At 65.4% G+C, this 22,712-nt stretch carries 20 protein-coding genes; 7 read left to right on the forward strand and 13 right to left on the reverse strand.

Features of this window, described 5'->3' with window-relative positions; translation table 11 throughout:
• Positions 1-11 precede the first annotated feature (11 nt).
• Positions 12-590 carry a methyltransferase domain-containing protein gene (locus ACFQZQ_RS07140; protein ID WP_386812068.1) on the forward strand — a complete coding sequence of 193 codons (579 nt, stop codon included), beginning with the start codon at positions 12-14 and terminating at the stop codon, positions 588-590.
• A gap of 55 nt (positions 591-645) precedes the next feature.
• Here ACFQZQ_RS07140 and wecB read toward each other — a convergent pair whose 3' ends face one another.
• From wecB to ACFQZQ_RS07170, 6 genes are all read right to left on the reverse strand, one after another.
• Entirely contained in the window at positions 646-1,776 is a 1,131-nt protein-coding gene (wecB, locus tag ACFQZQ_RS07145) for a non-hydrolyzing UDP-N-acetylglucosamine 2-epimerase (protein WP_386812069.1), read from the reverse strand.
• A complete protein-coding gene (locus tag ACFQZQ_RS07150; RefSeq protein ID WP_386812070.1) occupies positions 1,769-2,785 on the reverse strand; it encodes a polysaccharide biosynthesis protein in 1,017 nt (338 codons plus the stop codon). Before ACFQZQ_RS07150 ends, wecB begins: the two co-directional genes overlap by 8 nt.
• Before the next feature lie 13 nt (positions 2,786-2,798).
• Complete coding sequence (locus tag ACFQZQ_RS07155) at positions 2,799-3,653, reverse strand: dTDP-4-dehydrorhamnose reductase family protein (RefSeq protein WP_386812071.1); 855 nt, start codon at positions 3,651-3,653, stop codon at positions 2,799-2,801.
• Entirely contained in the window at positions 3,650-4,696 is a 1,047-nt protein-coding gene (locus ACFQZQ_RS07160; RefSeq protein ID WP_386812072.1) for a glycosyltransferase family 2 protein, read from the reverse strand. Before ACFQZQ_RS07160 ends, ACFQZQ_RS07155 begins: the two co-directional genes overlap by 4 nt.
• 102 nt (positions 4,697-4,798) lie before the next feature.
• Positions 4,799-5,740, reverse strand: a complete 942-nt coding sequence (locus ACFQZQ_RS07165) for an electron transfer flavoprotein subunit alpha/FixB family protein (protein WP_386812073.1) — start codon at positions 5,738-5,740, stop codon at positions 4,799-4,801.
• Entirely contained in the window at positions 5,740-6,486 is a 747-nt protein-coding gene (locus ACFQZQ_RS07170) for an electron transfer flavoprotein subunit beta/FixA family protein (RefSeq protein WP_386812074.1), read from the reverse strand. Before ACFQZQ_RS07170 ends, ACFQZQ_RS07165 begins: the two co-directional genes overlap by 1 nt.
• Before the next feature lie 157 nt (positions 6,487-6,643).
• Here ACFQZQ_RS07170 and ACFQZQ_RS07175 point away from each other — a divergent pair, with 157 nt between their 5' ends.
• The 4 genes from ACFQZQ_RS07175 (at position 6,644) to ACFQZQ_RS07190 (ending at position 12,117) form a co-directional block, all read left to right on the forward strand.
• Positions 6,644-8,071, forward strand: a complete 1,428-nt coding sequence (locus ACFQZQ_RS07175; RefSeq protein ID WP_386812075.1) for a mannose-1-phosphate guanylyltransferase/mannose-6-phosphate isomerase — start codon at positions 6,644-6,646, stop codon at positions 8,069-8,071.
• Between the two features lie 111 nt (positions 8,072-8,182).
• Positions 8,183-8,899, forward strand: coding sequence for a CoA transferase subunit A (locus tag ACFQZQ_RS07180; protein WP_386812076.1), 717 nt, complete (start codon positions 8,183-8,185; stop codon positions 8,897-8,899).
• A 36-nt stretch (positions 8,900-8,935) separates the two neighbouring features.
• Entirely contained in the window at positions 8,936-9,574 is a 639-nt protein-coding gene (locus tag ACFQZQ_RS07185; RefSeq protein ID WP_386812077.1) for a CoA transferase subunit B, read from the forward strand.
• Between the two features lie 200 nt (positions 9,575-9,774).
• Positions 9,775-12,117, forward strand: coding sequence for a reprolysin-like metallopeptidase (locus ACFQZQ_RS07190; RefSeq protein WP_386812078.1), 2,343 nt, complete (start codon positions 9,775-9,777; stop codon positions 12,115-12,117).
• A 150-nt stretch (positions 12,118-12,267) separates the two neighbouring features.
• Here ACFQZQ_RS07190 and ACFQZQ_RS07195 read toward each other — a convergent pair whose 3' ends face one another.
• Together ACFQZQ_RS07195 and ACFQZQ_RS07200 are read right to left on the reverse strand one after the other, a co-directional pair.
• Positions 12,268-14,340: a glycoside hydrolase family 99-like domain-containing protein gene (locus ACFQZQ_RS07195; protein WP_386812079.1), complete on the reverse strand. Its 2,073-nt coding sequence runs from the start codon at positions 14,338-14,340 to the stop codon at positions 12,268-12,270.
• Positions 14,341-14,350: 10 nt separating this feature from the next.
• The gene (locus tag ACFQZQ_RS07200) at positions 14,351-15,979 is read right to left on the reverse strand and encodes an electron transfer flavoprotein-ubiquinone oxidoreductase (RefSeq protein WP_386812080.1); all 1,629 of its coding nucleotides are present in this window, start codon (positions 15,977-15,979) and stop codon (positions 14,351-14,353) included.
• A 354-nt stretch (positions 15,980-16,333) separates the two neighbouring features.
• Here ACFQZQ_RS07200 and ACFQZQ_RS07205 point away from each other — a divergent pair, with 354 nt between their 5' ends.
• Positions 16,334-16,933, forward strand: a complete 600-nt coding sequence (locus tag ACFQZQ_RS07205; protein WP_386812081.1) for an alpha-ketoglutarate-dependent dioxygenase AlkB family protein — start codon at positions 16,334-16,336, stop codon at positions 16,931-16,933.
• A gap of 104 nt (positions 16,934-17,037) precedes the next feature.
• On the opposite strand, the gene ACFQZQ_RS07210 is transcribed toward ACFQZQ_RS07205, so the two are convergent.
• The 4 genes from ACFQZQ_RS07210 to ACFQZQ_RS07225 are packed head-to-tail and all read right to left on the reverse strand — an operon-like array spanning position 17,038 to position 20,611.
• Complete coding sequence (locus ACFQZQ_RS07210; protein ID WP_386812082.1) at positions 17,038-17,700, reverse strand: ABC-type transport auxiliary lipoprotein family protein; 663 nt, start codon at positions 17,698-17,700, stop codon at positions 17,038-17,040.
• A 2-nt stretch (positions 17,701-17,702) separates the two neighbouring features.
• Entirely contained in the window at positions 17,703-18,629 is a 927-nt protein-coding gene (locus ACFQZQ_RS07215) for an MlaD family protein (RefSeq protein WP_386812083.1), read from the reverse strand.
• A gap of 9 nt (positions 18,630-18,638) precedes the next feature.
• A complete protein-coding gene (locus ACFQZQ_RS07220) occupies positions 18,639-19,451 on the reverse strand; it encodes an ABC transporter ATP-binding protein (RefSeq protein WP_386812564.1) in 813 nt (270 codons plus the stop codon).
• 41 nt (positions 19,452-19,492) lie between these two features.
• The gene (locus ACFQZQ_RS07225; protein WP_386812084.1) at positions 19,493-20,611 is read right to left on the reverse strand and encodes an ABC transporter permease; all 1,119 of its coding nucleotides are present in this window, start codon (positions 20,609-20,611) and stop codon (positions 19,493-19,495) included.
• 121 nt (positions 20,612-20,732) lie between these two features.
• On the opposite strand from ACFQZQ_RS07225, the gene ACFQZQ_RS07230 reads away from it, so the two are divergent.
• Entirely contained in the window at positions 20,733-22,052 is a 1,320-nt protein-coding gene (locus ACFQZQ_RS07230) for a threonine/serine exporter family protein (protein ID WP_386812085.1), read from the forward strand.
• A 180-nt stretch (positions 22,053-22,232) separates the two neighbouring features.
• On the opposite strand, the gene ACFQZQ_RS07235 is transcribed toward ACFQZQ_RS07230, so the two are convergent.
• Positions 22,233-22,607: an H-NS histone family protein gene (locus ACFQZQ_RS07235; protein ID WP_386812086.1), complete on the reverse strand. Its 375-nt coding sequence runs from the start codon at positions 22,605-22,607 to the stop codon at positions 22,233-22,235.
• Positions 22,608-22,712 lie beyond the last annotated feature (105 nt).

Below are 22,712 nucleotides of genomic sequence, written 5' to 3' on the forward strand. Positions count from 1 at the left end.
GAGAGAGGCGTATGTCAGTCGATAACAAGCCCGCAACCTTGCGGAACTCTTCGCTGAAGGAGCGATTTAAGGTAATTTTCCTGTCGGGGCACTTGCGGCATTTCCCTCGAGATGAGAGGACCCTGGACATCGGTTGTGGTTGGGGTTTCTCCCTTAAGATCAATCCAGGTTTCTATTGCGTGGATGCTGATCGTGCCTGCATCGAGTACCTCCAATCCTGTGGAGCCAACGCCCATCTTGCCGACGTTTCTGCACAACTGCCATTCGCAGATTCCTTCTTTGACAACGCCTTTACTCACGATGTCCTCGAACATCTTGAGGAGGAGGAAATGCTGCAGCTGTTTGAAGAGGCAAGGCGAGTTATCCGCACCGGCGGTCACTTCATGAACATCGTGCCCAATAAGAAGGGCTATGACGCGGGCTTGGACCCTGCTGTCGGACACAAGCGTTTCGTTACGGAGCGCGAAGTGATGGCTACTGCGGCGAAGACGGGCTTTGCGTTCGAGCAATCCTGGACAACGCCGTTGCCTCGTTGGCTCGGCGAGCAATTCACGCACAACAAGCTAGTTACGGTGTGTCGCGCCGTTTAGGGGTCGGGCAGGTCGCTGATGTCTAGTCATCTGCGACCTGCTCATCACCACGACGTCAGCTCACTGCCTTGCGCCACACACGCTGATTCACGAATGGGGTGTAGCTGAGGATGATCCGCAGGATCTTGTCGGACACATTGGTCGGCGCGTAGTCGTCGACCAGGCGCAGCAATCGTTCGTGGCCGCGCGGTTGCGAGGCGAGAACATCGAGGCCTTGCACAATCTGTGGCAGATCCAGTCCACAGAGAATCACGGCCGCTTCTTCGAAACCCTCGGGCCGCTCGTGCACATCGCGCAGGTTTAGTGCGGGAAAGTTGAGGATCGAGGATTCCTCGGTGATCGTGCCGCTGTCGGACAGCACGGCGCGGGCGTGGACCTGCAGGTGCACGTAGTCCAGAAACCCGAATGGCTTGCTGAAGATCACTCGCGGGTCCGCGGTCAGGCCAAGCGCTTCGATGCGCTTGCGGGTGCGGGGGTGGGTTGAGACCACCACGGTACCGCCCCGCTTCGTGGCGAGATGATCGAGAATGACAAAAAGCTTGCGCAGCTTCTCGTCGGAATCGACATTCTCTTCGCGGTGAGCACTTACGACGTAGTAGCTGCCTGGCGCAAGGTCGAGGTCGGCCAATACCGGTGAGGCTTCGATGCCGGGTCGGTAGTAGTCCAGCACCTCGCGCATCGGGCTGCCGGTCCAGATCACCTGGTCGGGTGGCAGGCCTTCCCGAAGGAGGTACTGCCGTGCGATCTGGCTGTAGGTGAGATTGATATCGGCGATGTGGTCGACGATGCGACGGTTGATCTCTTCCGGCACACGCATATCGAAGCAGCGGTTGCCCGCTTCCATGTGGAAGATCGGGATCTTGCGGCGTTTGGCCGCAATCGCCGCCAGGCTGGAGTTTGTGTCGCCAAGGATGAGCACCGCGTCCGGAGCGGCTTCCTCCAGCACCTTGTCGGCGGCGGCGATGACCTGGGCGATGGTTTCCGCAGCTGTCGCGCCGGCGGCGGCGAGGTAACGGTCGGGCGCGCGAACCTTGAGCTGCTCGAAGAACACCTCGTTGAGCTCGTAGTCGTAGTTCTGCCCGGTATGGACCAGGGTGTGTGCGCAATGCGCATCTAGCCTGGCAATCACGCGGGACAGCCGGATGATCTCCGGGCGGGTCCCGACGATGGTCATGACCTTAAGCACGCAGCTGCTCCAGCGCGCCGAGTTGCCCAACCACGCGCTTCACGCCTTCCACGTCCAGACGTTCGGTATTGTGCGAGGTGTAGTCGTCCAGCACCGAGATCTCGATCTCTCCCTCCACGAAGTACTGCTTGTAGTTCAGGTCCCTGGCATCAGCCGGGATGCGGTAGTAGCGACCGAGGTCTTCGGCACGGGCCATCTCCTCACGCGACACCAGCGACTCGAACAGCTTCTCGCCGTGGCGCGTTCCGATGATGCGGATTTCGTTGTCCCGACCGAGCATGTTCTTGAGCGCCTCCGCCAGCACGGCGACGGTCGAAGCAGGGGACTTCTGCACGAAAATGTCACCCGGGCGAGCATGGTGGAATGCATGCAGAACCAGATCGACAGAATCCTGCAACGACATCAGGAAGCGGGTCATGTTCGGGTCGGTGATGGTGAGTGGCTTGCCATCCAGGAGCTGTGCTACGAATAGCGGAATCACCGAGCCGCGTGAGGCCATGACATTGCCATAGCGCGTGGCGCACAGGACGGTCTTGCCGGGATCACAGTTGCGGGATTTGGCCACCATCACCTTTTCGGCCAGCGCCTTGGACATGCCCATGGCGTTGATCGGGTACACCGCCTTGTCGGTGCTGAGCACGACGACGCGGGAGACGCCAAGGTCAATGGAGGCGTTGATGACGTTTTCAGTGCCAAGCACGTTGGTCTTGACGGCCTCGAGCGGATAGAACTCACATGACGGCACCTGTTTGAGCGCGGCAGCATGGAACACGTGGTCGACGCCCTTAAGCGCATCGTGGATGCTGCCGTAATCACGGACGTCGCCAATGTAGAACTTGACCTTGTCGTTCTTCAGGGCGACGCGCATGTCATCCTGCTTCTTCTCATCACGGCTGAAAATCCGTATTTCCTTAATTCCCGTGTCGAGGAATCGGGACAGCACGGCATTGCCGAACGAGCCGGTGCCGCCGGTAATGAGCAGGGTCTTTCCGTCGAATGCGGATTCCATAGGTCGTTCCGTCTCAGCCGAAGTGTTTCATTGCGCGGACCAGTTCGGGCCATACGGGGGGCTGGTATCCCGTGGCTGCGTTGAAACGGTCTGCGTTCAGGGACCGGTCGATCACCAGGGTGTCGTCCGGGACTATCTCGATATCCTTGCCATACGCCGCGGCCGTCAGTTGCAGCAGGTCATGCTTGCTGATCGGTGACGACGCGACGTGATAGAGGCCGTGAAGGTCGGCCCTCGGGACCACATAGCGTTCGATGATGCGCGCCAGTTCGAGGGTCGGGAAGCCCGAGAATATCGCGCGAGTGTATCCACGCGTGGTGCCTTGCTGGGACAGGAACCAACCGATCAGGCCGTTGGCAGAGCCAAGTTCGTGACCGATGATCGACGTGCGCAAGGTGATGGCGTGGGGATAGTCAACTTCGCCAAGCAGCTTCGAGCGGCCATACAGGTCGGTGGCATCGGGCGTGTCTGTCTCGACGTATCCGCCGGCAGCGCCGGTAAAAACACAATCGGTACTGATGTGGACCAGTCGCGCTCCGGCCACTGCGCACAGCCGTGCAAGACGATGTGGGAACAGGGCATTCAGCGGCAAGGCGCTGAGCGGATCCTGGGATGACTGGAGCTGCTTGATCAGGCCGACAGCGTTGATCACGATGTCGGGCTTGGCCTTCGCGAAGGCCGAAGTGATCGAGTCGAAGTGATCCGCGTCCACGCCGCTGATGATCGCGTTGTGATGCGCATCATCGAAATGGGATTTAGCCCGCGCATCGCGGACGGTACCGAAGACCTCGACGTCCGGTTGCTGGTTGAAGTAGCGAAACAGGGTGTTGCCAAGCATTCCAGTGATGCCAACGATCAACAGCCTCATTCGAGCGAATCTCCTGATGGATGCGGGGGGTGGTTGACGACATCGGGTTCGTCCGGCAGCCGTGGATGGACCGGCATGCGAGGCACCGATTGCATGTCCCACATCAGGAAGGCCAGCACCAGTTGCAGGCCCAGCATGATCGGCAGTGCGGCCAGCATGACGGTACCCGCGGTCGCGGGATTGCCGGGATTGAAGAACCACTTCAACAGACCGTATGTTGCACCTGCGCCCATCAGCAGCGCGCCGAGCACGAGTTGCAGTGAGGCTGCAGACAGGTCGCGCAGGAAATAGTTGTAAAAGATTCGCTTTGCGAAGTTGCGGGCGTGTCCCCAGAAGAACTCGCCAAAAATGCGAGAAATTTTCAGGTTGCTGACTTCGTCGTTGTACCTTGCAGCCATGGGAACGTCGACGACCATTGCCCGCAATGTGTTCAGTCGAAACAGCATGTCGGATTCGAAGAAATAGCGGCGACTGATGCGGTCCAGCGGAAGATGTGCCGCCACCCGTCGATGGATGGCGGTGTACCCGTTGGTGGGGTCGAAGACATCCCAATAGCCGCTCGAGAATTTCGACATGAACGACAAGGCCGCGTTGCCGAGCAAGCGCAGCGTTGGCATCGAACGCACCATCGATAGATCGTAGAAGCGATTTCCCTTGGTGTAGTCGGCGACGCCGGACAGGATCGGTGCTACGAAACGGCGGAGGAGTTCGGGCGGCATCTGGCCGTCGCCGTCGATCTTTACCAAGATGTCGGCGCCCCCTTTGAGCGCGGCTTCGTAGCCTGCCATCACCGCGCCACCCACGCCCAGGTTGCGCTGGTTGCGAAGTATCCGGACGCGGGAGTCCGTGCAGTGCGTTCGCACGTACTCGCCCGAGTTGTCGGGGCAGCAGTCGTCGACGACGTAGATCTGCTGGCATTCCGGACCGATGCGCTCAATGACGTCGACGATGTGTTGCGTAACCCGGTAGCACGGGATGACCACCGCCACAACAGGCATCTCGGCGATGCCTGATTGGAGCCCATGGTCTAGTCGGTCACTCATCTCGTGTATCAAACTCGTTATCTCGATTCAGGTTGACGATGGCAGCGTCGCCACTCGCGCAGCCCGCGTTTCGCCGAGCTAGGCCTGTGCGCCGGGGAGCGATCAGGGGAGAGCTTTCTCGAGTTCAGGCAACAACTGAAACAGATCCCCCACCAGTCCAATATCCGCGATCTCGAAGATCGGCGCATCGACGTCCTTGTTGATCGCGACGATCGTACCGGCGTCCTTGATGCCGGTCAGGTGCTGGATCGCGCCGCTGATGCCGATCGCGATGTACAGCTCCGGCGCGATGATCTTGCCGGTCTGGCCGACCTGCATCTCGTTGGGGCAGTAGCCGGCGTCGACAGCGGCGCGCGAGGCGCCGACGGCGGCGCCGAGCTTGTCGGCGAAGTCGTAGATGATCTTGAAGTTCTCGCCCGAGCCGACACCGCGGCCGCCGGAGACGACGCGTCGGGCGCTCTGCAGGTCGGGGCGGTCGGACTTGCCGGCGGCGAGGCCGAGGTAACGGGTGTGCGTCGGAAGGGCCGCGTCCACGCTGGCCGCTTCGACCGCGGCACTGCCACCGCGTGCCGCTTCCGGCCAGGAAGCGGTGCGTACGGTCGCGACCACGGCGTGGTCGGTCGGTGCCTCGACGGTGATGATGGCGTTGCCGGCGTAGATCGGCCGCTTGAACGTGTGGCTGCTTTCGACCGACATCACGTCCGACACCTGGGCGACGCCGAGCAGGGCGGCGACGCACGGCATCAGGTCCTTGCCGAAGGTGGTGCTGGGTCCGAACACATGGGTGTAGCCGTCGGCCAGCTTCGCGACCTGCGGTGCCAGCACCTGTGCGATCGCGTTGGCATTGGCGGCGTTGGAAACCGTCAGCACCTTGGCCACGCCGGCGATCTGCGCCGCTTCGGCGGCGATGGCGGCCGGGTCGGCGGCCAGCACGACGATGTCGATCGAATCGGGCTTCAGCGCCTGCGCCGCGGTCACGCACTTGGCGGTCGCTGCGTTGAGCTTGCCGTCGAGGTGTTCGGCAACGATCAGAACCTTGCTCATCACAGCAACCCCTTCTGCTTCAGTGCGGCGACCAGTTCGGCCGCGTCCTTGACCATCACGCCGCGGCTGCGCTTGGGCGGCGCCGCGTAGTGGGTGGTCTTGAGGGTGTCGCCGGCGTCGACGCCGAGGTCGGCGAACGCGATCGACTCCATCGGCTTGCTCTTGGCCTTCATGATGTCGGGCAGCTTGATGAAACGCGGTTCGTTGAGGCGCAGGTCGGTACTGATCACGGCCGGTAGGTCGACTTCGAGCGTTTCCAGCCCGGCGTCAACCTCGCGGGTCACCGTGGCCTTGCCGTCGGCAATCTCGAGCTTGGACGCGAACGTCGCCTGCGGGCGGCCCCACAGCGTGGCCAGCATCTGCCCGGTCTGGCTGGAGTCGTCGTCGATCGCCTGCTTGCCCAGGATCACCAGGTCCGGCTGCTCCTTCTCGATCAGCTTGAGGAAGGTGCGCGCCGCGGTCAGCGGCTGGATCGGCTGGTCGCAGACCACGTGGATGGCGCGGTTGGCGCCCATCGCCAGGCCGTTGCGCAGGTGTGCCTGGGCGTCGGCGGGGGCGATCGTGGCGACCACGACCTCGGTCGCGATGCCCTTGTCGCGCAGGCGCAGGGCCTCTTCGAGGGCGATTTCGTCGAACGGGTTGGGCGACAGCTTGACGCCGTCGGTGACCACGCCGGAGCCGTCCGGCTTGACCTGGATGCGGACGTTGTAGTCCACCACGCGCTTGTAGCCGACGAGGATCTTCATCGTGCGGGGGTTCCTGATGGGGGCGCGGCCGGGAGCTGGCCGAGGCCGGCAATTCTAGCGGAGGCCGGCCGCGGGCGCAGTCGTGCGGGGACCGGCGTGGCCGGACCCGCTCCGATCGTGGGCTATTCTGGCGCTCCAGAATCAACGAGGCGGCGCAATGCTCCATCCGGTGGTGCTCAGTGGGGGCAGCGGAACCCGGCTGTGGCCTTTATCGCGGCAGAACCAGCCCAAGCAATTCCTGTCGTTGATCGGCGACCGCTCGCTGTTTCAGGAGACGATCCTGCGTGCCAATGGGCTATCCGGCGCGCAGCCGCCAGTCACCGTCTGCAGCGAGGACCACCGGTTCATGGTCGGCGAGCAACTGCAGGCCATCGGGGTCGCCAGCGGCGGCATCCTGCTCGAGCCGGTGGCGCGCAACACCGCGCCGGCGATCGCGCTGGCGGCGCTCCATGTCCTGGCTGGCGATGCCGAGGCGACGATGCTGGTGATGCCGGCCGACCATTTGATCGAGGACGAGGCAGCGTTCCGCGATGCGGTTTCCAGCGCCTCAAACCTCGGCGATGGCGACTGGCTGGTCGCGTTCGGGATCCGCCCCGACTACGCCGAAACCGGCTACGGCTACATCCTGCGTGGCGAGCGCCTGTTGAAGGGCGGGCCGGGCGAAGGCGGGTACCGGATCGAACGCTTCGTCGAGAAGCCCGGCCTGGCCACCGCCGAACGCTACCTGGCCGAGGGCACCTATGCCTGGAACTCGGGGATGTTCCTGTTCAAGGCGCGGCGCTACCTCGACGAGCTGGCGCTGCATGCGCCCGGCATTCTGGCCGCCGCGCAGGCAGCCTACAGGTCGGCGTCGGCCGACCTCGATTTCATCCGCATCGACAGCGACGCGTTTGCCGCCAGCCCGAGCGACTCGATCGACTACGCGGTGATGGAGAAGACCGACCGTGCCGCGGTGGTGCCGGTGAGTTGCGGCTGGAGCGATATCGGCTCGTGGTCGTCGCTGTGGTCGGTGGCGCAACGCGATACGAATGGCAACCGCCACGAAGGCGACGTGATCTCGGTCGACAGCAGCGGCAGCCTGGTGCGCGCGTCCGAGCGACGCTTGATCGCCACCATCGGGGTCGAGGACCTGGTGATCATCGATACCGCCGACGCGACCCTGGTCGCGCGCAAGGACCGGGTGCAGGACGTCAAGGTGGTGGTCGACCTGCTCAAGGCGGCTGGCCGCCAGGAGCACCTGTTCCATCGCAAGGTCTACCGGCCGTGGGGCAGCTACGACTCGATCGGCGTGGGCGAGCGGTTCCAGGTCAAGAAGATCGTGGTCAAGCCCGGCGCGGCGCTGAGCCTGCAGCAACACCGGCATCGTGCCGAGCACTGGATCGTCGTGTCGGGGGTGGCCGAGGTCACCTGCGACGACCGCGTGTTCGACCTGCACGAAAACCAGAGCACCTACATCCCGCTCGGCAGCGTGCACCGCCTGCGCAACCGCGGCAGCGAGCCGGTCGAACTGATCGAGGTGCAGTCGGGCAGCTACCTGGGCGAGGACGATATCGTCCGGCTCGAGGATGCGTACGGAAGGTCGTGACGCCGAGCTGTTGAAGCCTGCACGTCCGGTGCCCTGCCATTGCCCAAAAGTCCGCTGCGATCCCGCGGCCGCCCACGCTAAACTGCGCGTGTCCCGCACAGGAGTTGTTTCATGGCCGAGGCCATCGCGAAGAGCAAGCTGTATCCCAGCGCCAACGAGGCGCTCAAGGGCGTGGTCGCCGATGGCCAGACTCTTGCCGTTGGCGGTTTCGGCCTGTGCGGCATTCCCGACGCGCTGATCGCCGCCTTGCGCGACAGCGGAGTCGCGCAGCTGACCGCGATCTCCAACAACGCCGGCGTCGATGGTTTCGGCTTGGGGCAGTTGCTGGCCACGCGCCAGATCAAGAAGATGATTTCGTCCTACGTCGGCGAGAATAAGGAGTTCGAGCGCCAGTATCTGGCCGGCGAGCTCGAGCTGGAATTCAACCCCCAGGGCACGTTGGCCGAGCGCCTGCGCGCCGGTGGCGCCGGCATTCCCGCGTTCTTCACCCGCACTGGATTCGGTACCGTCGTGGCCGAGGGCAAGGAAACGCGCGAGTTCGACGGCCACCACTACGTGATGGAGACCGCGCTCAAGGCCGACGTGTCGCTGGTCAAGGCGTGGAAAGCCGACACCGCCGGCAACCTGGTGTTCCGCAAGACCGCGCGCAACTTCAACCCGGCCTGCGCGATGGCGGGCAGAGTCTGCATCGTCGAGGTCGAGGAACTGGTCGAGGTCGGCGCGATCGAACCCGACCACGTCCATCTGCCGGGCATCTACGTCGACCGCATCGTGCATAACCCGACTCCCGAGAAGCGCATCGAACAGCGCACCATACGCAGCGCTTAAGCGCGCGCCAGCCGACCCCATTCAAGGAATCCGAACATGCCCTGGACCCGCGATCAGATGGCGCAGCGCGCCGCGCAGGAACTCACCGACGGCGCCTACGTCAACCTCGGCATCGGCCTGCCGACGCTGGTGGCCAACTTCATCCCCGAGGGCATGGACGTGTGGCTACAGTCCGAGAACGGCCTGCTCGGCATCGGTCCGTTCCCGACCGAGGATGAGGTAGACGCCGATCTGATCAACGCCGGCAAGCAGACCGTGACCGCTCGCTCCGGCGCTAGTTACTTCGGCAGCGACGACTCGTTCGCGATGATCCGCGGCGGCCACATCGACCTGGCGATCCTGGGCGCAATGCAGGTCACCGACCGTGGCGACCTCGCCAATTGGATGGTGCCGGGCAAGATGGTCAAGGGCATGGGCGGCGCGATGGATCTGGTCGCCGGCGTCAAGCGGGTGGTGGTGCTGATGGAGCACACCGCCAAGAGCGGCGAACACAAGATACTGTCCGAATGCACGTTGCCACTGACCGGGGTGGGCGTGGTCAACCGGATCATCACCGAGCTGGCGGTGATGGACGTGACGCCCGAGGGGCTGGTGCTGGTGGAAATGGCCCCGGGCGTGGCCTTGGAGGAATTGCGGGATAAGACCGGCGTCCCGCTCCTAGCCCCTGAGGTTTAGTTTACCGAGTGGATGTTTTGTGACGTCGGCGTGAATCCCGGAAGCGGATGGTTGTGCGCCCGTTTATTCTGAACAGGCGGCTTCGCCCTGAAAGCAGGGTTTGACGGGCTTTCCGGGATCGATCCGGATTATTTGCTGGGCGACTGCGATTGGGGGACGATGACCCGGTTCATTCCCGCACAGCCCCGGCCACCGCCAACATGTCCAAGTATCTTTCCGCATCCTTGTTGCTACTTCTCTGTGCGGGATGCGCTGAGGATTGGCGGCCTCGTTCCGCCGGTTCGCGAGACGCCGCCGGCCAGCGTGCCGAAGGTTCGATCGCTCCTGCGCAACCACAGGCCGAATCACGACGCCGCAGTTTCGCCAGCCTGCCTGACAAGGGAAATCTGGTCGGTTATCCGAAACAGCGCGTTGTGCGCCATGACGGCGCCTATACCTGGCACCGCGCGGATATCAGCGAGAGCCATGCCTTGCGTGCCATCGCCGATGGCTCGATGCGCATTACCACGCCGTCTGGCGAGGCTTTGGATTTCAGGTACGAGCGCCACATCGAACACCCGTCGGGCGACTGGACCTGGGTGGGCCGGATCGAGCGCGGTGCCCAATCCGAAGAGGCAATCGTCACGTTCGGTGATCGCGCCGCATTCGGCTCCATCGCACAGCCGGGCAAGGCTCCTTTGAAGCTCACCATCCGCGATGGTGTTGCCTGGCTGGTCGAAACCGATCCGGCCAAGGTCGCGTTGATCGACAACTCCGCGACCAGACCGACGGAAGCCGATTACCTGGTGCCGCCGAAGTTGGCCGCCGTTGGCAACAAGGCTTACGCGTCCAGCCCTTCGATGGAAGCGTCGATTGCGACAGCCGCTGCCACAGCAACGGCCGCCGATACCACCGTGGACGTCCTGCTGGGCTACACGAACGGCTTCGCCGCGGCGCAGGGCGGTCCGTCGCAAGCGGTCACGCGTCTCAACTATCTGGTCGAGGTCTCCAACCAGGCCTATGCCAACAGCCAGGTCGCCCACCGCATCCGTCTGGTCCATGCGGTGCAGGTGAGTTATCCGGACAACACTTCCAATGACACTGCGCTCGAGGCGTTGACCGGTTTCCGGGCGCCTAGCACGCGCACCACGCCCGATCCCGCCTTCGCGGCATTGCGTGCGGCACGTGACCAGTACGGCGCCGACCTGGTCTCGCTGGTGCGTGACTTCCAATCGCCTGAGAACGATGGTTGCGGCATCGCGTGGCTGATCGGTGGTGGCCGGTCGGGAATCGGCCCCAGCGACGAGTACTTCGGCTACTCGGTGGTAAGTGACGGCAGCGATCCTGGGGCCGACGGAAAAACTTACTTCTGCCGCGACGAATCACTGGCGCACGAGCTGGGCCATAACATGGGTTCGCAACATGACAGGACTGCGGCGACCGAGAACGGCACGCTCAAGTACGGTCTGTACGATTTCTCGTTCGGCTACAAGAGCGGTGCCGGCGCCGGCAACTTCTACACGGTGATGGCGTACGGAGATACAGGGCAGACGAGCTATCGGGTCTTTTCCAGCCCACGCACGTCGTTCTGCGGCCAACCCTGCGGTATTGAGGGGCAGGCGGACAACGCGCGCAGCCTGACGCAGGCCATGCCGATCGTCGCGACTTTCCGTTCCACGGTGGTGCCGACCCAGCTTCCGTTGGACCTGTTTGCGATCGCCAAGCTGGGTGGCTCATCGACCAGCGAGGTCCATTCGCTGGGCGGCGCTGGGACATTCCAGTCGTTCACGCGGCACCTGGCGACTGCACTCCACCAAACTGGCTCTAACTACGCATGGCAGTTCCAGCTCGGTGACTACAACCGGGATGGCTTCGTGGACCTGTATGTGATTGCCAAGCAGGGCGGGTCGGGTACCACCGAGGTGCATGTGCTCAACGGCGCCGACGGCTTCCGCACCTACCTGCTGCACGCGGCTTCGGCGCTTCATCCAACGGGCTCCGACAGCGGTTGGGTGTTCAGGGTGGGCGACTACAACCGTGATGGCGTGTTGGATCTGTACGCGATCGGACGCAATGGGGGATCCGGACGGACGGAGGTTCATGTCTTGGACGGCGCCAGCAATTTCCGCTCTTTCCTTGCCCACATCGCCACCGCCCTGGGGCGGACTGGGAGCGATGCCTCATGGGATTTCGCGCTGGGCGACTTCAATCGTGATGGCTTCGTAGACCTATTCTCCATCTCCAAGCTGGGTCCAGGCTCGGGAACGACCGAACTGCATGTCCTCAACGGAGCGAATGGCTTTCAGACATTCATGTTGCAGACCCCGACGGCATTGCACCAAACCGGGTCGAACAATATGTGGATCTTCAAGGTGGCTGATTTCAACGCCGATGGATACCTAGACTTGTACGCGATCAACAAGCAGGGCGCCTCGTCCCGGACCGAAGTGCATGTGCTGGATGGAGCTCGCGGATACCTCGCGTTCTCAGCAAATATCGCCACAGCATTGCATTCGACCGGAGCGGACAACTCTTGGGAGTTCGAGCTGGGTGGTCCGCGTTAACGCGGACCTTGGCTCGGTACCGCATTGCAGAACGTGGCCTCGCCCCACAACCAGTAGGCGCATGTTTTGTTCGGCGGGCAATGCCAGCGGTCTCGCCACCACCGGGCCGCCGGTGACGGGGGCCGCCGACGGTCAATCCGAGGAATGGAATCAGTTGCGTGCGGCGTAGCGGTACGCACTCGCAGAACTCTGCGAGGTAGTGCCTGCAATGGAGGCTGCATCCTTTACGCTGAAGCCCGCATGGGATGCGCACGCGCCGAATAGACGCTCGATAGCATGGGAGAGCGTCCCATCCAACTGGCCGGATTCCTGCTCGAATTCCGAGCCGCGAAGCTGTGCATCAAGCAAGAGACGCAGGGATTCCAGGCGAACCCAGAACATGCTGCCAGCGACGAAATATGCCTGCTTTTTGGGTGGACGCATGCCGATACGGGCTGCCATGTAGTGCACCGCATCCACATTCGCGCCCCAGAAAGTTTCCAGTGGCTGGAGGTGGGCCTCGGGACCGATGAGTCCCAAGTACTCATCTTCATCGAATGCACGGATGATCTGACCTGCACGATCCGGTGACGTAAGGCGGCTGACCATTTCCCGGCGCCACTCGTCGCCATCGGGGCGGTGTAGCGATCGTTTTGTGTGCAGCTTAAGGATGACGTCGACGCCTTCGTCAAGCAATCGGTTCGCTACCCGCAAGAAGGGCAGAATGTCGCGGCCGTGGTTTTCGACGATCTCAATTTCGGCCTGCATGCCGCGTTTCGACAGGCAGTCACGCATGGCCTGCGCCCTGTCCGACGTTGTCGTCACCACCACGCGCCAATCCAGTCCCGTGGCCTGCAGCGAATCCAGGATTTCGCCGAAGACATCCGCGTACCACGCGTGAATCACCACACACGGCCGCAAGGGGTTAGCCAGCCGCGGGCACGTGATAGCCGAGCGTTGCAATGCTCGGCGCGTCGCCTCCAACCAGGCATGGTCGAGCGCTGTGTCCGGTTCGAGAATCGCGCCCTCGGCCCATTCGTTCCAGGCGTTGATGAATACCAGTCGATCTGACGGCGCTTGATCGGCAAGGCGCGAGGCGATGGTCGTGTGCAACCAGTCCCGATAGCCGCGCGGCGATGCATGTAGGTAGACGCGTCCTTTGCCCGGACGGCGCGGCTCGTTGTCCCAACCAGTGTTGACGCCCGGATACAGTTGGTACGCGGGCATGGGACGCGAGGCGTAGTCCTCGGCGAGTTCGCGCCAGTCCAATGTTTGACCTTCGAACTCGGGATTCAGTAGGCGTTGGTCCGCGGTGAGGTTGGTCGGGCTGGACAGGTTTGGGGGGAACTCGACCGCCGCATCGAAGCCGATGTCGCGCGGGTCTGGGCGCTCGAAGCCCTGCACATAAGCAATGTGGATCTCGCCGACCTGGTGGATGCGGCACCAGTCGCGCCAGCGTTCCGCGGTTTGCTTGGCATCGGGCAGGAGGCCGGGACGGTAAACCAGCAATAGCGGCTTGCCATCCACTCTCAGGTAGCGCGGATCGCGAAGGTAAGGCGCGATGTGCTCGATGAAGGCAAGGTCGTCTTCCGGGCTGTGCTGCTGCGCAATCAGGATGTCGTCGCCGCGCCCATCCCAGCGTCGCGACCAGTTCTCGTTGGCCCAGCACAGACAGAAGGGCAGTTGCAGCGTGGGGTCGTCCAACCATTGCCGCAGCGGTTGTTCGAGCAGGGTGCGGCCCGAGAACCAATAGAAGTAGAAGCAGAAGGCGCCGATGCCGTACTCCGTGGCGAGCTTGGCTTGCTCGCGCATCGTGTCGACGTGGCGCAGGTCGTAGAAGCCGAGGTCCGCGGGCAAGCGCGGCTGCGCATGGCCTTCGAACTGGGGCAGCGCCCGCGTGACGTTGCGCCACTCGGTGAAACCCTTGCCCCACCACGCGTCGTTTTCGGCAATGGGGTGGAACTGCGGCAGATAGAACGCGACCAGGGTTGCGGGAAGCGGTGACGGCAGTGGTTCTTGTCGGTAGGCGACGTGGCCGACCGCCGGTTCGTCGGAACGTACGCGCGCGCGTCGAACCGTGGGCGCGCCTTCTTGTCCGCGCGGCCCGCGGGGAACGATGTGCGAGTAGCGATCCAAGAATTTCTGCCGCGCGCGGTCGCGCACCGGCTCGCTCATGGGGATGAGCCGGAAACAGAACCGCAGCGCCTTGAACAGCATCGTCTTGGCGTGTTGGCTGACAGGCATCAGGGCGTCGTCACAGGTTCTGATAGTTCGGCCCGGCACCACCTTCCGGCGTGACCCAGGTGATGATTTCGTACGGGTCCTTGATGTCGCAGGTCTTGCAGTGCACGCAGTTGGCGGCGTTGATCTGCAGGCGCTTGCCGGCGGTGGCGTCGTCGACGATCTCGTAGACGCCCGCGGGGCAGAAGCGGGTGCAGGGGTTGCCAAACTCGGTGGTGCAGCGGGTGATGCAGATCGAGGTGTCGGCGACCTTGAGGTGCACCGGCTGGTCCTCGTCGTGCTCGGTCGCGGCGTAGTAGACCGAGGCGAGGCGGTCACGCGGGGCTAGCGTGCGGTCGAGGTAGTCACGCTTCGGCAACTCGTGCTCGCTCAGCTTGTCCAGCGACGACCAGTCCGGCTTGTTCTTCAGCGTCCACGGCGAGCGGCCGCCGGTGAGGGTTTCCCAGGCGGCGTTCAACATGCCGAACCACAGGCCGCGCTTGAAGCCGGGCTTGATGTTGCGGACCTTCTTCAGTTCGGCCATCGCCTCGGAGGCGCGCAGCTTCGCGTCGAAGCCTTCCGGCGCCAGCGCCGACTGCGCCAGGTGCTCGGCGGCGAGCATGCCGCTGCGGATCGCCTGGTGCGTGCCTTTCACTTTCGGCACGTTGAGCAGGCCGGCGGTGTCGCCGATCAGCAGCGCGCCGGGCATTTCGACCTTCGGCAGTGACTGGTAGCCGCCGGTGACGATCGCGCGCGCGCCGGCGGAGACGATGGTGCCGCCTTCCAGCAACGGCTTGACCATCGGGTGGTTCTTCCATTGCTGGAAGGCTTCCCACGGCTTGTATTGCGGATCCCGGTAGTCGAGGCCACTGACGTAACCCAGCGCGATGCGGCCCTTGTCGAGGTGGTACAGGAAACTGCCGCCGTAGGTGGCGTTGTCGGCCGGCCAGCCGAAGCTGTGCACGATCTTGCCCGGCGACACGCGCTCCTCCGGGACGTGCCACAGCTCCTTGATGCCGATCGAGTAACCCTGCGGGTCGCTATCGGCGTCGAGCTTGAACTGCTTGACCAGGCGCTTGGTCAGGTGCCCGCGCGCACCCTCGGCGAACACGGTGACCTTGGCACGGATGTCGATGCCGGCGGTGTAGCCGGGCTTGTGCGATCCATCCCTGGCCACGCCCATGTCGCCGATGCGCACGCCGATGACCTGGCCGCTGTCGTCGTGCAGGGTTTCGGACGCGGCGAAGCCGGGGTATATCTCCACGCCCAGCGCCTCGGCCTGCGGCGCCAGCCACGCGCACATCGCGCCGAGGCTGACGATCACGTTGCCCCGGTTGTGCATCCCCGGCGGCACCGGCAGCTTGCGGCCGCCGGTCTTGCTCAGCAGCCAGAATTCGTCGTCGGTGGCCGGCACGCAGATCGGCGGCGGGTTGGCGCGCCAGTTGGGCAGCAGCGCGTCGAGCGGGCCGGTCTCGATCACCGCGCCGGACAGGATGTGCGCGCCGATGGTCGAGGACTTCTCGATCACGCAGACCGAGATCTCCGGGTTGAGCTGCTTGAGCCGGATCGCGAACGCCAGGCCAGCCGGGCCCGCGCCGACGGTGACGACGTCGTATTCCATGACGTCGCGCTCGACGTGCTGCGTTCCGGTTGATTCGCTCATGCTGGCTGCTCCGCGTGCGGCTTGCTGGTCTTTGCACCGCGGATTGTCGCGGGTTTGCGCCGGGAGCGCCAAATCGGCCGTGCTAGGGCCCGTTAACGCTCTCGGGAAAGCCCCCGTTGCTTCGCCCAGGCTGTCAGGTGATCGTGCGTAGCGCCCCGACAGGCTGGCCGCCTGTTCAAGTCGCGAGCGGGCGCCTGGCGCCTGGGCGAAGCAACCCGCAGGGCTGCACCTGAGTACGCACGGGGCCGCGTCATCCCTCGGTCGTGTATCGACATACACTCACTCTTCCTTGCCCCGCACGCACTCAGGTGCAGCGGGGCCTATCCCTATAGCGTTAACAGGCCCTTGTCCGGCATGCCCCTGCGCCCGCTGCCGCTGCGCGATGCCGAGCTGGCCTTCGACCCGCAATGGCTGGCCGCGGCGGAGGCCGATGCGTTGCTGGCGGACTTGCGCGAGGCGTTGCCGTGGACGGTCCACCGCATCCGCCTGTTCGGGCGTGAACACGATTCGCCGCGGCTGAGCTGCTGGATCGGCGATCCGGACGCAAGCTACCGCTATTCCGGGACGCGCTTCGCGCCGCAGCCGTGGCCACCGGTGCTGAACCCGGTTCGCGAGCGGCTGGCGACGGAGCTGGGAACCGGCTTCAACAGCGTGCTGGCCAACCGCTACCGAGACGGCCGCGACGCGATGGGCTGGCACAGCGACAACGAGGCCGAACTCGGGCCGACGCCGGTGATCGCGTCACTGAGCCTGGGGGCGACCCGGCGTTTCGTGCTCAAGCACCGAGCGGAGCCGACGCGCAAGCTCGTGATCGAGTTGCCGCACGGGAGCTTGCTGGTGATGGCCGGGGCGACCCAGCAGCATTACCGCCACGCGTTGCCTCGCACCGCGCGGCCGGTGGATGAGCGGATCAACCTGACATTCCGGCGGATCCTGCCGTCCGCGACGAGCTGAATCCGCCGGTTCCGTACGCGCGGCGACAGTCGCAATCGGCGGTTCTCGATGAAGCGCTGCGAACCGCCCAACCTGCCATCGCAGCGTCGCACGGGCAGCAGTGGCTAGCGGTGCACGCCGCCACGCTCGTGGCCATCGCCGCTGGTCAGCACCCATCCTGCCAGGTCCTGGCTGATCGCCCCGAGCGAGCGCTCGAACGCCGTCACCACGTCGGGCACCGCGGTGCTGGCCGAAGGCTGCGCCTGCACGAACGTGTGCGCGGCGACGACCTGCTGGTCCTGCGCGTGCAGCAGCTTGGCGTTGACCTCGATCGTGGCCGCCGGCGTGGCCGCGCCCGGCGCGTAGTCCGCCTCGAAGCGGCGCAGGTCGAGCACCAGCTTGTAATCGGCGCTGATGCCGCTGCCCTGGCGGGCGACGGCCGGAATCTTGCCGGAGTCTTCCAGGGTGCGCAGCAACGTGGCCTCGAGCATGTCGCTGGGTCGCTGCGCCCAGTTCGCGTCCTTGTAGACCTGGATCTCGTTGGGCGTCGGCCGCACCGCGATGCGCAGGCTGTCGATCATCCGCGCCGCACTCGGCGGGCTCATCGACAGCTGCCAGCGCACCGTCGGCCAGCGGGCGTCGGCGGCGACGCGCGGCTCAGGGGCGTAGATCGTGCCCTGCTGGCGTGACTTGCCGCCGAGCAGGGCGCAGCCGCCGAGCAGCACGCCGGCAGCTAGCAGCACGCCGGCGCGGGCCACGCCGCGGAGCGTGGGAGTCGGGATCGTCATGGTCATTGCGGTTCGAACTCCTTGGGGGCGTCGCGACCGAGCAGGTAACCCGCCGGGCCGCCTTCGAGGCGGTCGCTGACCCGACGCAGGTCGCGCACCAGCGAGCGCAGTTCGCCCAGGGTCGGGCCGAGCTGGGCCAGGCCATCGTTGGCGAAGCTGCTGATCGCGGCGCGGTTCTCGTTGACGATGCCGTTGGCGCCGGCCGCCGCCGAATCGAGCTTGCCCAGCGTGCTGTCGAGCTTGGCCATCAGCGCCGGCAGTTTCTGCACGACCTCGCGGTCGATGTCGGTGACCGCGCCGTTGGCGCTGCGCAAGGTGGCCTCGAGTTGCTCGCTGGACTGGCGCGCGTTGACGATTAGCGCGCGCAGGTCCTCGCGCTGGTCGGCGATCGAGCCGGTCAGCGACTCGATGTTGGCCAGCGTGGTCGACACGCGCTTGACGTTTTCCTCGCTGAGCACCTGGTCCATGCGCGCGACCAGCCGGTTGGCGGTGTCGGAGATGTTCTGCAGCGCCGAGGCCTCGGTGCGGATCACCGGGATCTCGCTGCGGTCGACGTCGGTCAAGGCCGGGCTGCCGGGGCTGCCGCCGGTGAGCTGGATGATCGGGCTGCCGGTCAGGCTGGGCATGGTGATCTTGGCGCGGGTGTCGGCCTTGACCGGCGCGTCGGCCTGCAGGCGCAGGCGGGCGAGCACCCGGCGCGGGTCGTCGGGGGCCAATCGCAAGGTTTCCACCGTGCCCACCGAAATGCCGTTGTATTGCACCGAGCTGCCTTCGGACAGGCCGGTCACCGGCTCGTTGAAGATCACCGCGTACTCGCGCCAGCTCTTCTCCGACGAGTACTTCGCGGCCCACAGCGCGAACAGCAGCAGCATCAGCGTCACCACGATCGTGAACGCACCGATGAGGACGTAGTTGGCCTTGGTTTCCATCGTGGAGTCCTAGTTGGCGGCGCTGGTAGGCGGCGGCGCTGGATGGCTGTCGCGGGCCTCGCGCGCGGCGCGGGCGCGGGGGCCGTGGAAGTATTCCTGGATCCACGGGTGGTCCAGGGTTTCGACCTCCGCCAGCGGCGCGCAGGCGATGACCTTGCGGTCGGCCAGCACCGCGATGCGGTCACAGATAGCGTAGAGCGTGTCGAGGTCGTGTGTGATCAGGAACACGGTCAGGCCCAGGGCTTGCTGCAAGGTGCGGATCAGCTTGTCGAACGCAGCTGCGCCGATCGGGTCCAGGCCCGCGGTGGGCTCGTCCAGAAACAGCAGCGGCGGGTCCAGCGCCAGCGCCCGCGCCAGCCCGGCGCGCTTGCGCATGCCGCCGGAGAGCTGCGACGGCAGCTTGTTGAGTGCGTCCGCGGGCAGCCCGGCGAGTTTGATCTTGAGCAGCGCCAATTCGTAGCGCAGCGAGTCGGGCAGGTCGCGGTGGTACTCCTTGAGCGGCACCTGCACGTTCTCGCCGACGGTCAGCGAGGAGAACAGCGCGCCGTCCTGGAACAGCACGCCGGTGTTGCGTTCTATCACGCGGTGCTGCTCCGGATCGCCGGCGCGCGCGTCGATGCCGAGCACCTCTATCTCGCCCTCGTCGGGGGTGCGCAGGCCCAGGATCGAGCGCATCAGCACCGACTTGCCGGTGCCCGAGCCGCCGACCACGCCGATGATCTCGCCGGGTCGCACGTCGAGGTCGAGGCCGTCGTGCACGACCTGTTCGCCGAAGCGGTTGACCAGCCCGCGCACGCGGATGATCGGCGTATCGGCATCGATTCCCTCGCACGGGTCGTGCGGGACGGAGGCGACGTTCGCGCTCACCAGCCCATCTCCATGAACCAGATCGCGAAGAACGCATCGAGGATGATCACCAGCGAGATCGCCTGCACCACGCTGGAGGTGGTGCGTTCGCCGACCGACTGCGCGGTGCCCTTCACCTGCAGGCCTTCCAGGCAGCCGATCAGGCTGATCACCAGCGCGAAGATCGGCGCCTTGACCAGGCCGACCACGAAATGCCGCAGCTCCATCGTGTCGTGCATGCGCCCCAGGTACTGCTGCGGCGGGATGTCGAGGCCGTAGGCGCCGACGGTCAGGCCGCCGAGCAGGCCGAAGATCATCGCCACGAAGGTCAGCAGCGGCAGCATGATCACCAGCGCCAGCACGCGCGGGATCACCAGCAGGTCGACCGGGTCCATGCCCAGGGTGCGGATCGCGTCGACCTCCTCGCGGCTGACCATCGCGCCGATCTGCGCGGTGAACGCGCTGGCGGTGCGGCCGGCCAGGATGATCGCGGTCAGCAGCACGCCGAACTCGCGCAGGAATGCGATGCTGACCAGCTCCACCACAAAGATCACCGCGCCGAAGTCGCGCAGGATGTTCGAGCCCAGGAACGCCACCACCGCGCCGACCAGGAAACACAGCAGCGCCACCAGGGGCACCGCGTCCAGGCCAACCTGCTCCATGTGATGCACGGTCGCGGTGGCGCGGAAACGGCTGGGCTGCTTGAGCGTGCGCAGCCCCTTGACCAGCACCTCGCCGAAGAAGCCCAGCAGCGCCAGGAACTCCTTCCAGTTGTCGGTAATCGCGAAGCCCAGGCGGGCGAGGGCGGCGTTGAAGCCGTATTCGCGCTTGCGCTTGGGGCGGTCGTCGGGGACGTCCTCGATCGCGCTGACCAGCGCGCGGTGAGTGTCGTGGAACACGAACGCGTCGAAGTCGAGCGCATGCCGGCGCGCGAAGCGCATCAGCTGCAGCACGCCGACCGAGTCGAGGCGGTCGACCGCGCTGGCATCGACCTGCTCGACCGAACGCGGTACCTCGCCGAGGCGGTCGCCGATATCGGCCGCGTGTTCGAGGGTCCAGCGCCCACTCAACCGCAGTCGCGAGGGCGGGCCGGCGTCGACATCGATCTGCGGGGGCTGCGCGGTGGGTGCGGTCATAAAGCCCGGTCTGCGGGGTGCACGCGGAGGATACAGGCTGTCCCGTGATGCGGGATCTTCATCCGCGACGCCGCGGTGCTGTTGGCCGGCCACGCGTGCGTGCCATGCTTTGCACATGACGATGCACAATCCCCCGCCGACCCCGGACCTGCTGCCTCCGGGCGCCGCCGCGCCGGTGTCGATCCCGGCGCCGGCTGCGTCGACAATCCCGTCCAGTTCCGCCAGCTACGCGGCGCGCGTGAACTTCGTGATCGAACTGGCCCGCCGCCTGCACGCGTACGGCACCACCGCGCCCCGGCTGGAAGGCGCGATCAGCGCCGTCGCGCATACCCTGCGGCTGGAATGCGAGCCGTGGTCGAACCCGACCGGCATGATCCTGACCTTCAGCGACCCGCAGCGCCCCGGCGACAGCGACACCACCCGGGTGCTGCGCCTGCCGCTGGGCGAGAACGATCTGCACCGCCTCAGCGAGACCGACCGCATCGCCGAGGAAGTGATGGCCGACCGGCTCGACCTGGCCGCCGCGCATGCGGCGATGCGCGCGCTGGACCGGCCGCCGTCGCCGCGCGCGCGCGCGATGCAGGTGCTCGGCTACGGCCTGGCCGCGACCGCGATCGCCGGGCTGCTGCGGCTGCCGTGGCTCGACATCGGCGTGTCGGGCATCAACGGCCTGCTGATCGGGCTGCTGGTGCAGGCCTCGGACATGCGCCCGCGCCTGCGCGAGGGGCTGGAGGCGATCGCGGCGACGCTGGCCGCGAGCGTCGCGATCCTGGTCGCCAGCTTCGTCGCGCCGCTCAACCAGAACACGGTGATCATCGCCTCGCTGATCGTGCTGCTACCGGGGCTGGCGCTGACCAACGCGGTCAACGAGCTGACCAGCCAGCACCTAGTGTCGGGCACCGCGCGCTTCGCCGGCGCGGTGACCACGGTGCTCAAGCTCGCGATCGGCACGGTGATCGCGCTGTACTTCGCCGACCTGCTCGGCCTGCATCCGGATGTGCGCGCCTGGCGGCCACAGCCGGTCTGGGTGGAGTGGGGTGCGCTGGCGCTGGCCGCGTTCGCGTTCGCGGTGCTGTTCCGCGCCGACCGCCGCGATTACCCGAAGGTGATGGCGGCCGCGGCCGGCGGTTACCTTATCTCGCGGTTTGGCGGGCTGGCGTTCGGCAGCCCGGCGGGGATCTTCCTCGCCGCCCTGGTCATGACCGCGGCCGGCAATGCCTACGCACGCTGGTGGCAGCGACCCGGCGCGATCATCCGGGTGCCGGGGATCATCATGCTGGTACCGGGCAGCACCAGCCTGCGCGGCCTGCTGACCCTGCTCCAGCAGCAGGACGTCAACGCCGGCCAGGACGCACTGCTTGCGGTGCTGAATATTCTGCTGGCGCTGATCGCCGGGCTGGTATTCGGCAACCTGCTGCTGCCGACGCGGCGGAATCTGTAGGCGCGGAGCGGGGAAGGGGGAAAAGGGAACGGGGAAGCCAAGGCAAAAACAAGGCGGGCTCGCTGCCCCGGCTTTTGCTTCCCCGTTCCCTTTTCCCTGTTCCCCGTTCCCGCTGTTTACTCTCCAGAAAAACGCCGGCGCGAGGCCGGCATTTTTTCTGTGTTTCCACAATTCCCGAAACTACTTGATCAGGAACTCGTCCAGCGCGCGGCCGGCACCGGTGTGCGCGGCCAGCCAGCGCGGCTGCTTGCCGCGGCCGGCCCAGGTTTCGCCGGCGTTGTCGGGGTTGCGGTATTTCGGCGCGACCTTGCCCAGCGACTTGCCCTTGCTGGTCTTCTTCGCCGCGGGCTTGGCCGTCGACTTCGCGGCGCTGGACGCGGGGCTCCCGCCGAACAGCTCGGCGATGCTGTAACCCTCGGCTTTGGCCAGCTGGGTCAGTTTCTTGCGCACCGCGGCCAGCGGCTTGCGCTTGCTCAGCGTGGTCTTGCGCTTCTTGGCCTGGCTGATCAGCGACTCGAGTTCCTTCGCCGACAGACGGGTGATATCGATGGACATGAAACCTCCGGGGGATTATTGACGGACGCCTGGCGGAAACCTTGGCCATTCGTGGCGTGCCGCGCCATCGTAATGGCGCGGCCAGGTTCCGTAAACCAATGCGCT

The sequence above is a fragment of the Lysobacter koreensis genome, assembly GCF_042677045.1.
GTDB classification, from domain to species: domain Bacteria; phylum Pseudomonadota; class Gammaproteobacteria; order Xanthomonadales; family Xanthomonadaceae; genus Lysobacter_K; species Lysobacter_K koreensis.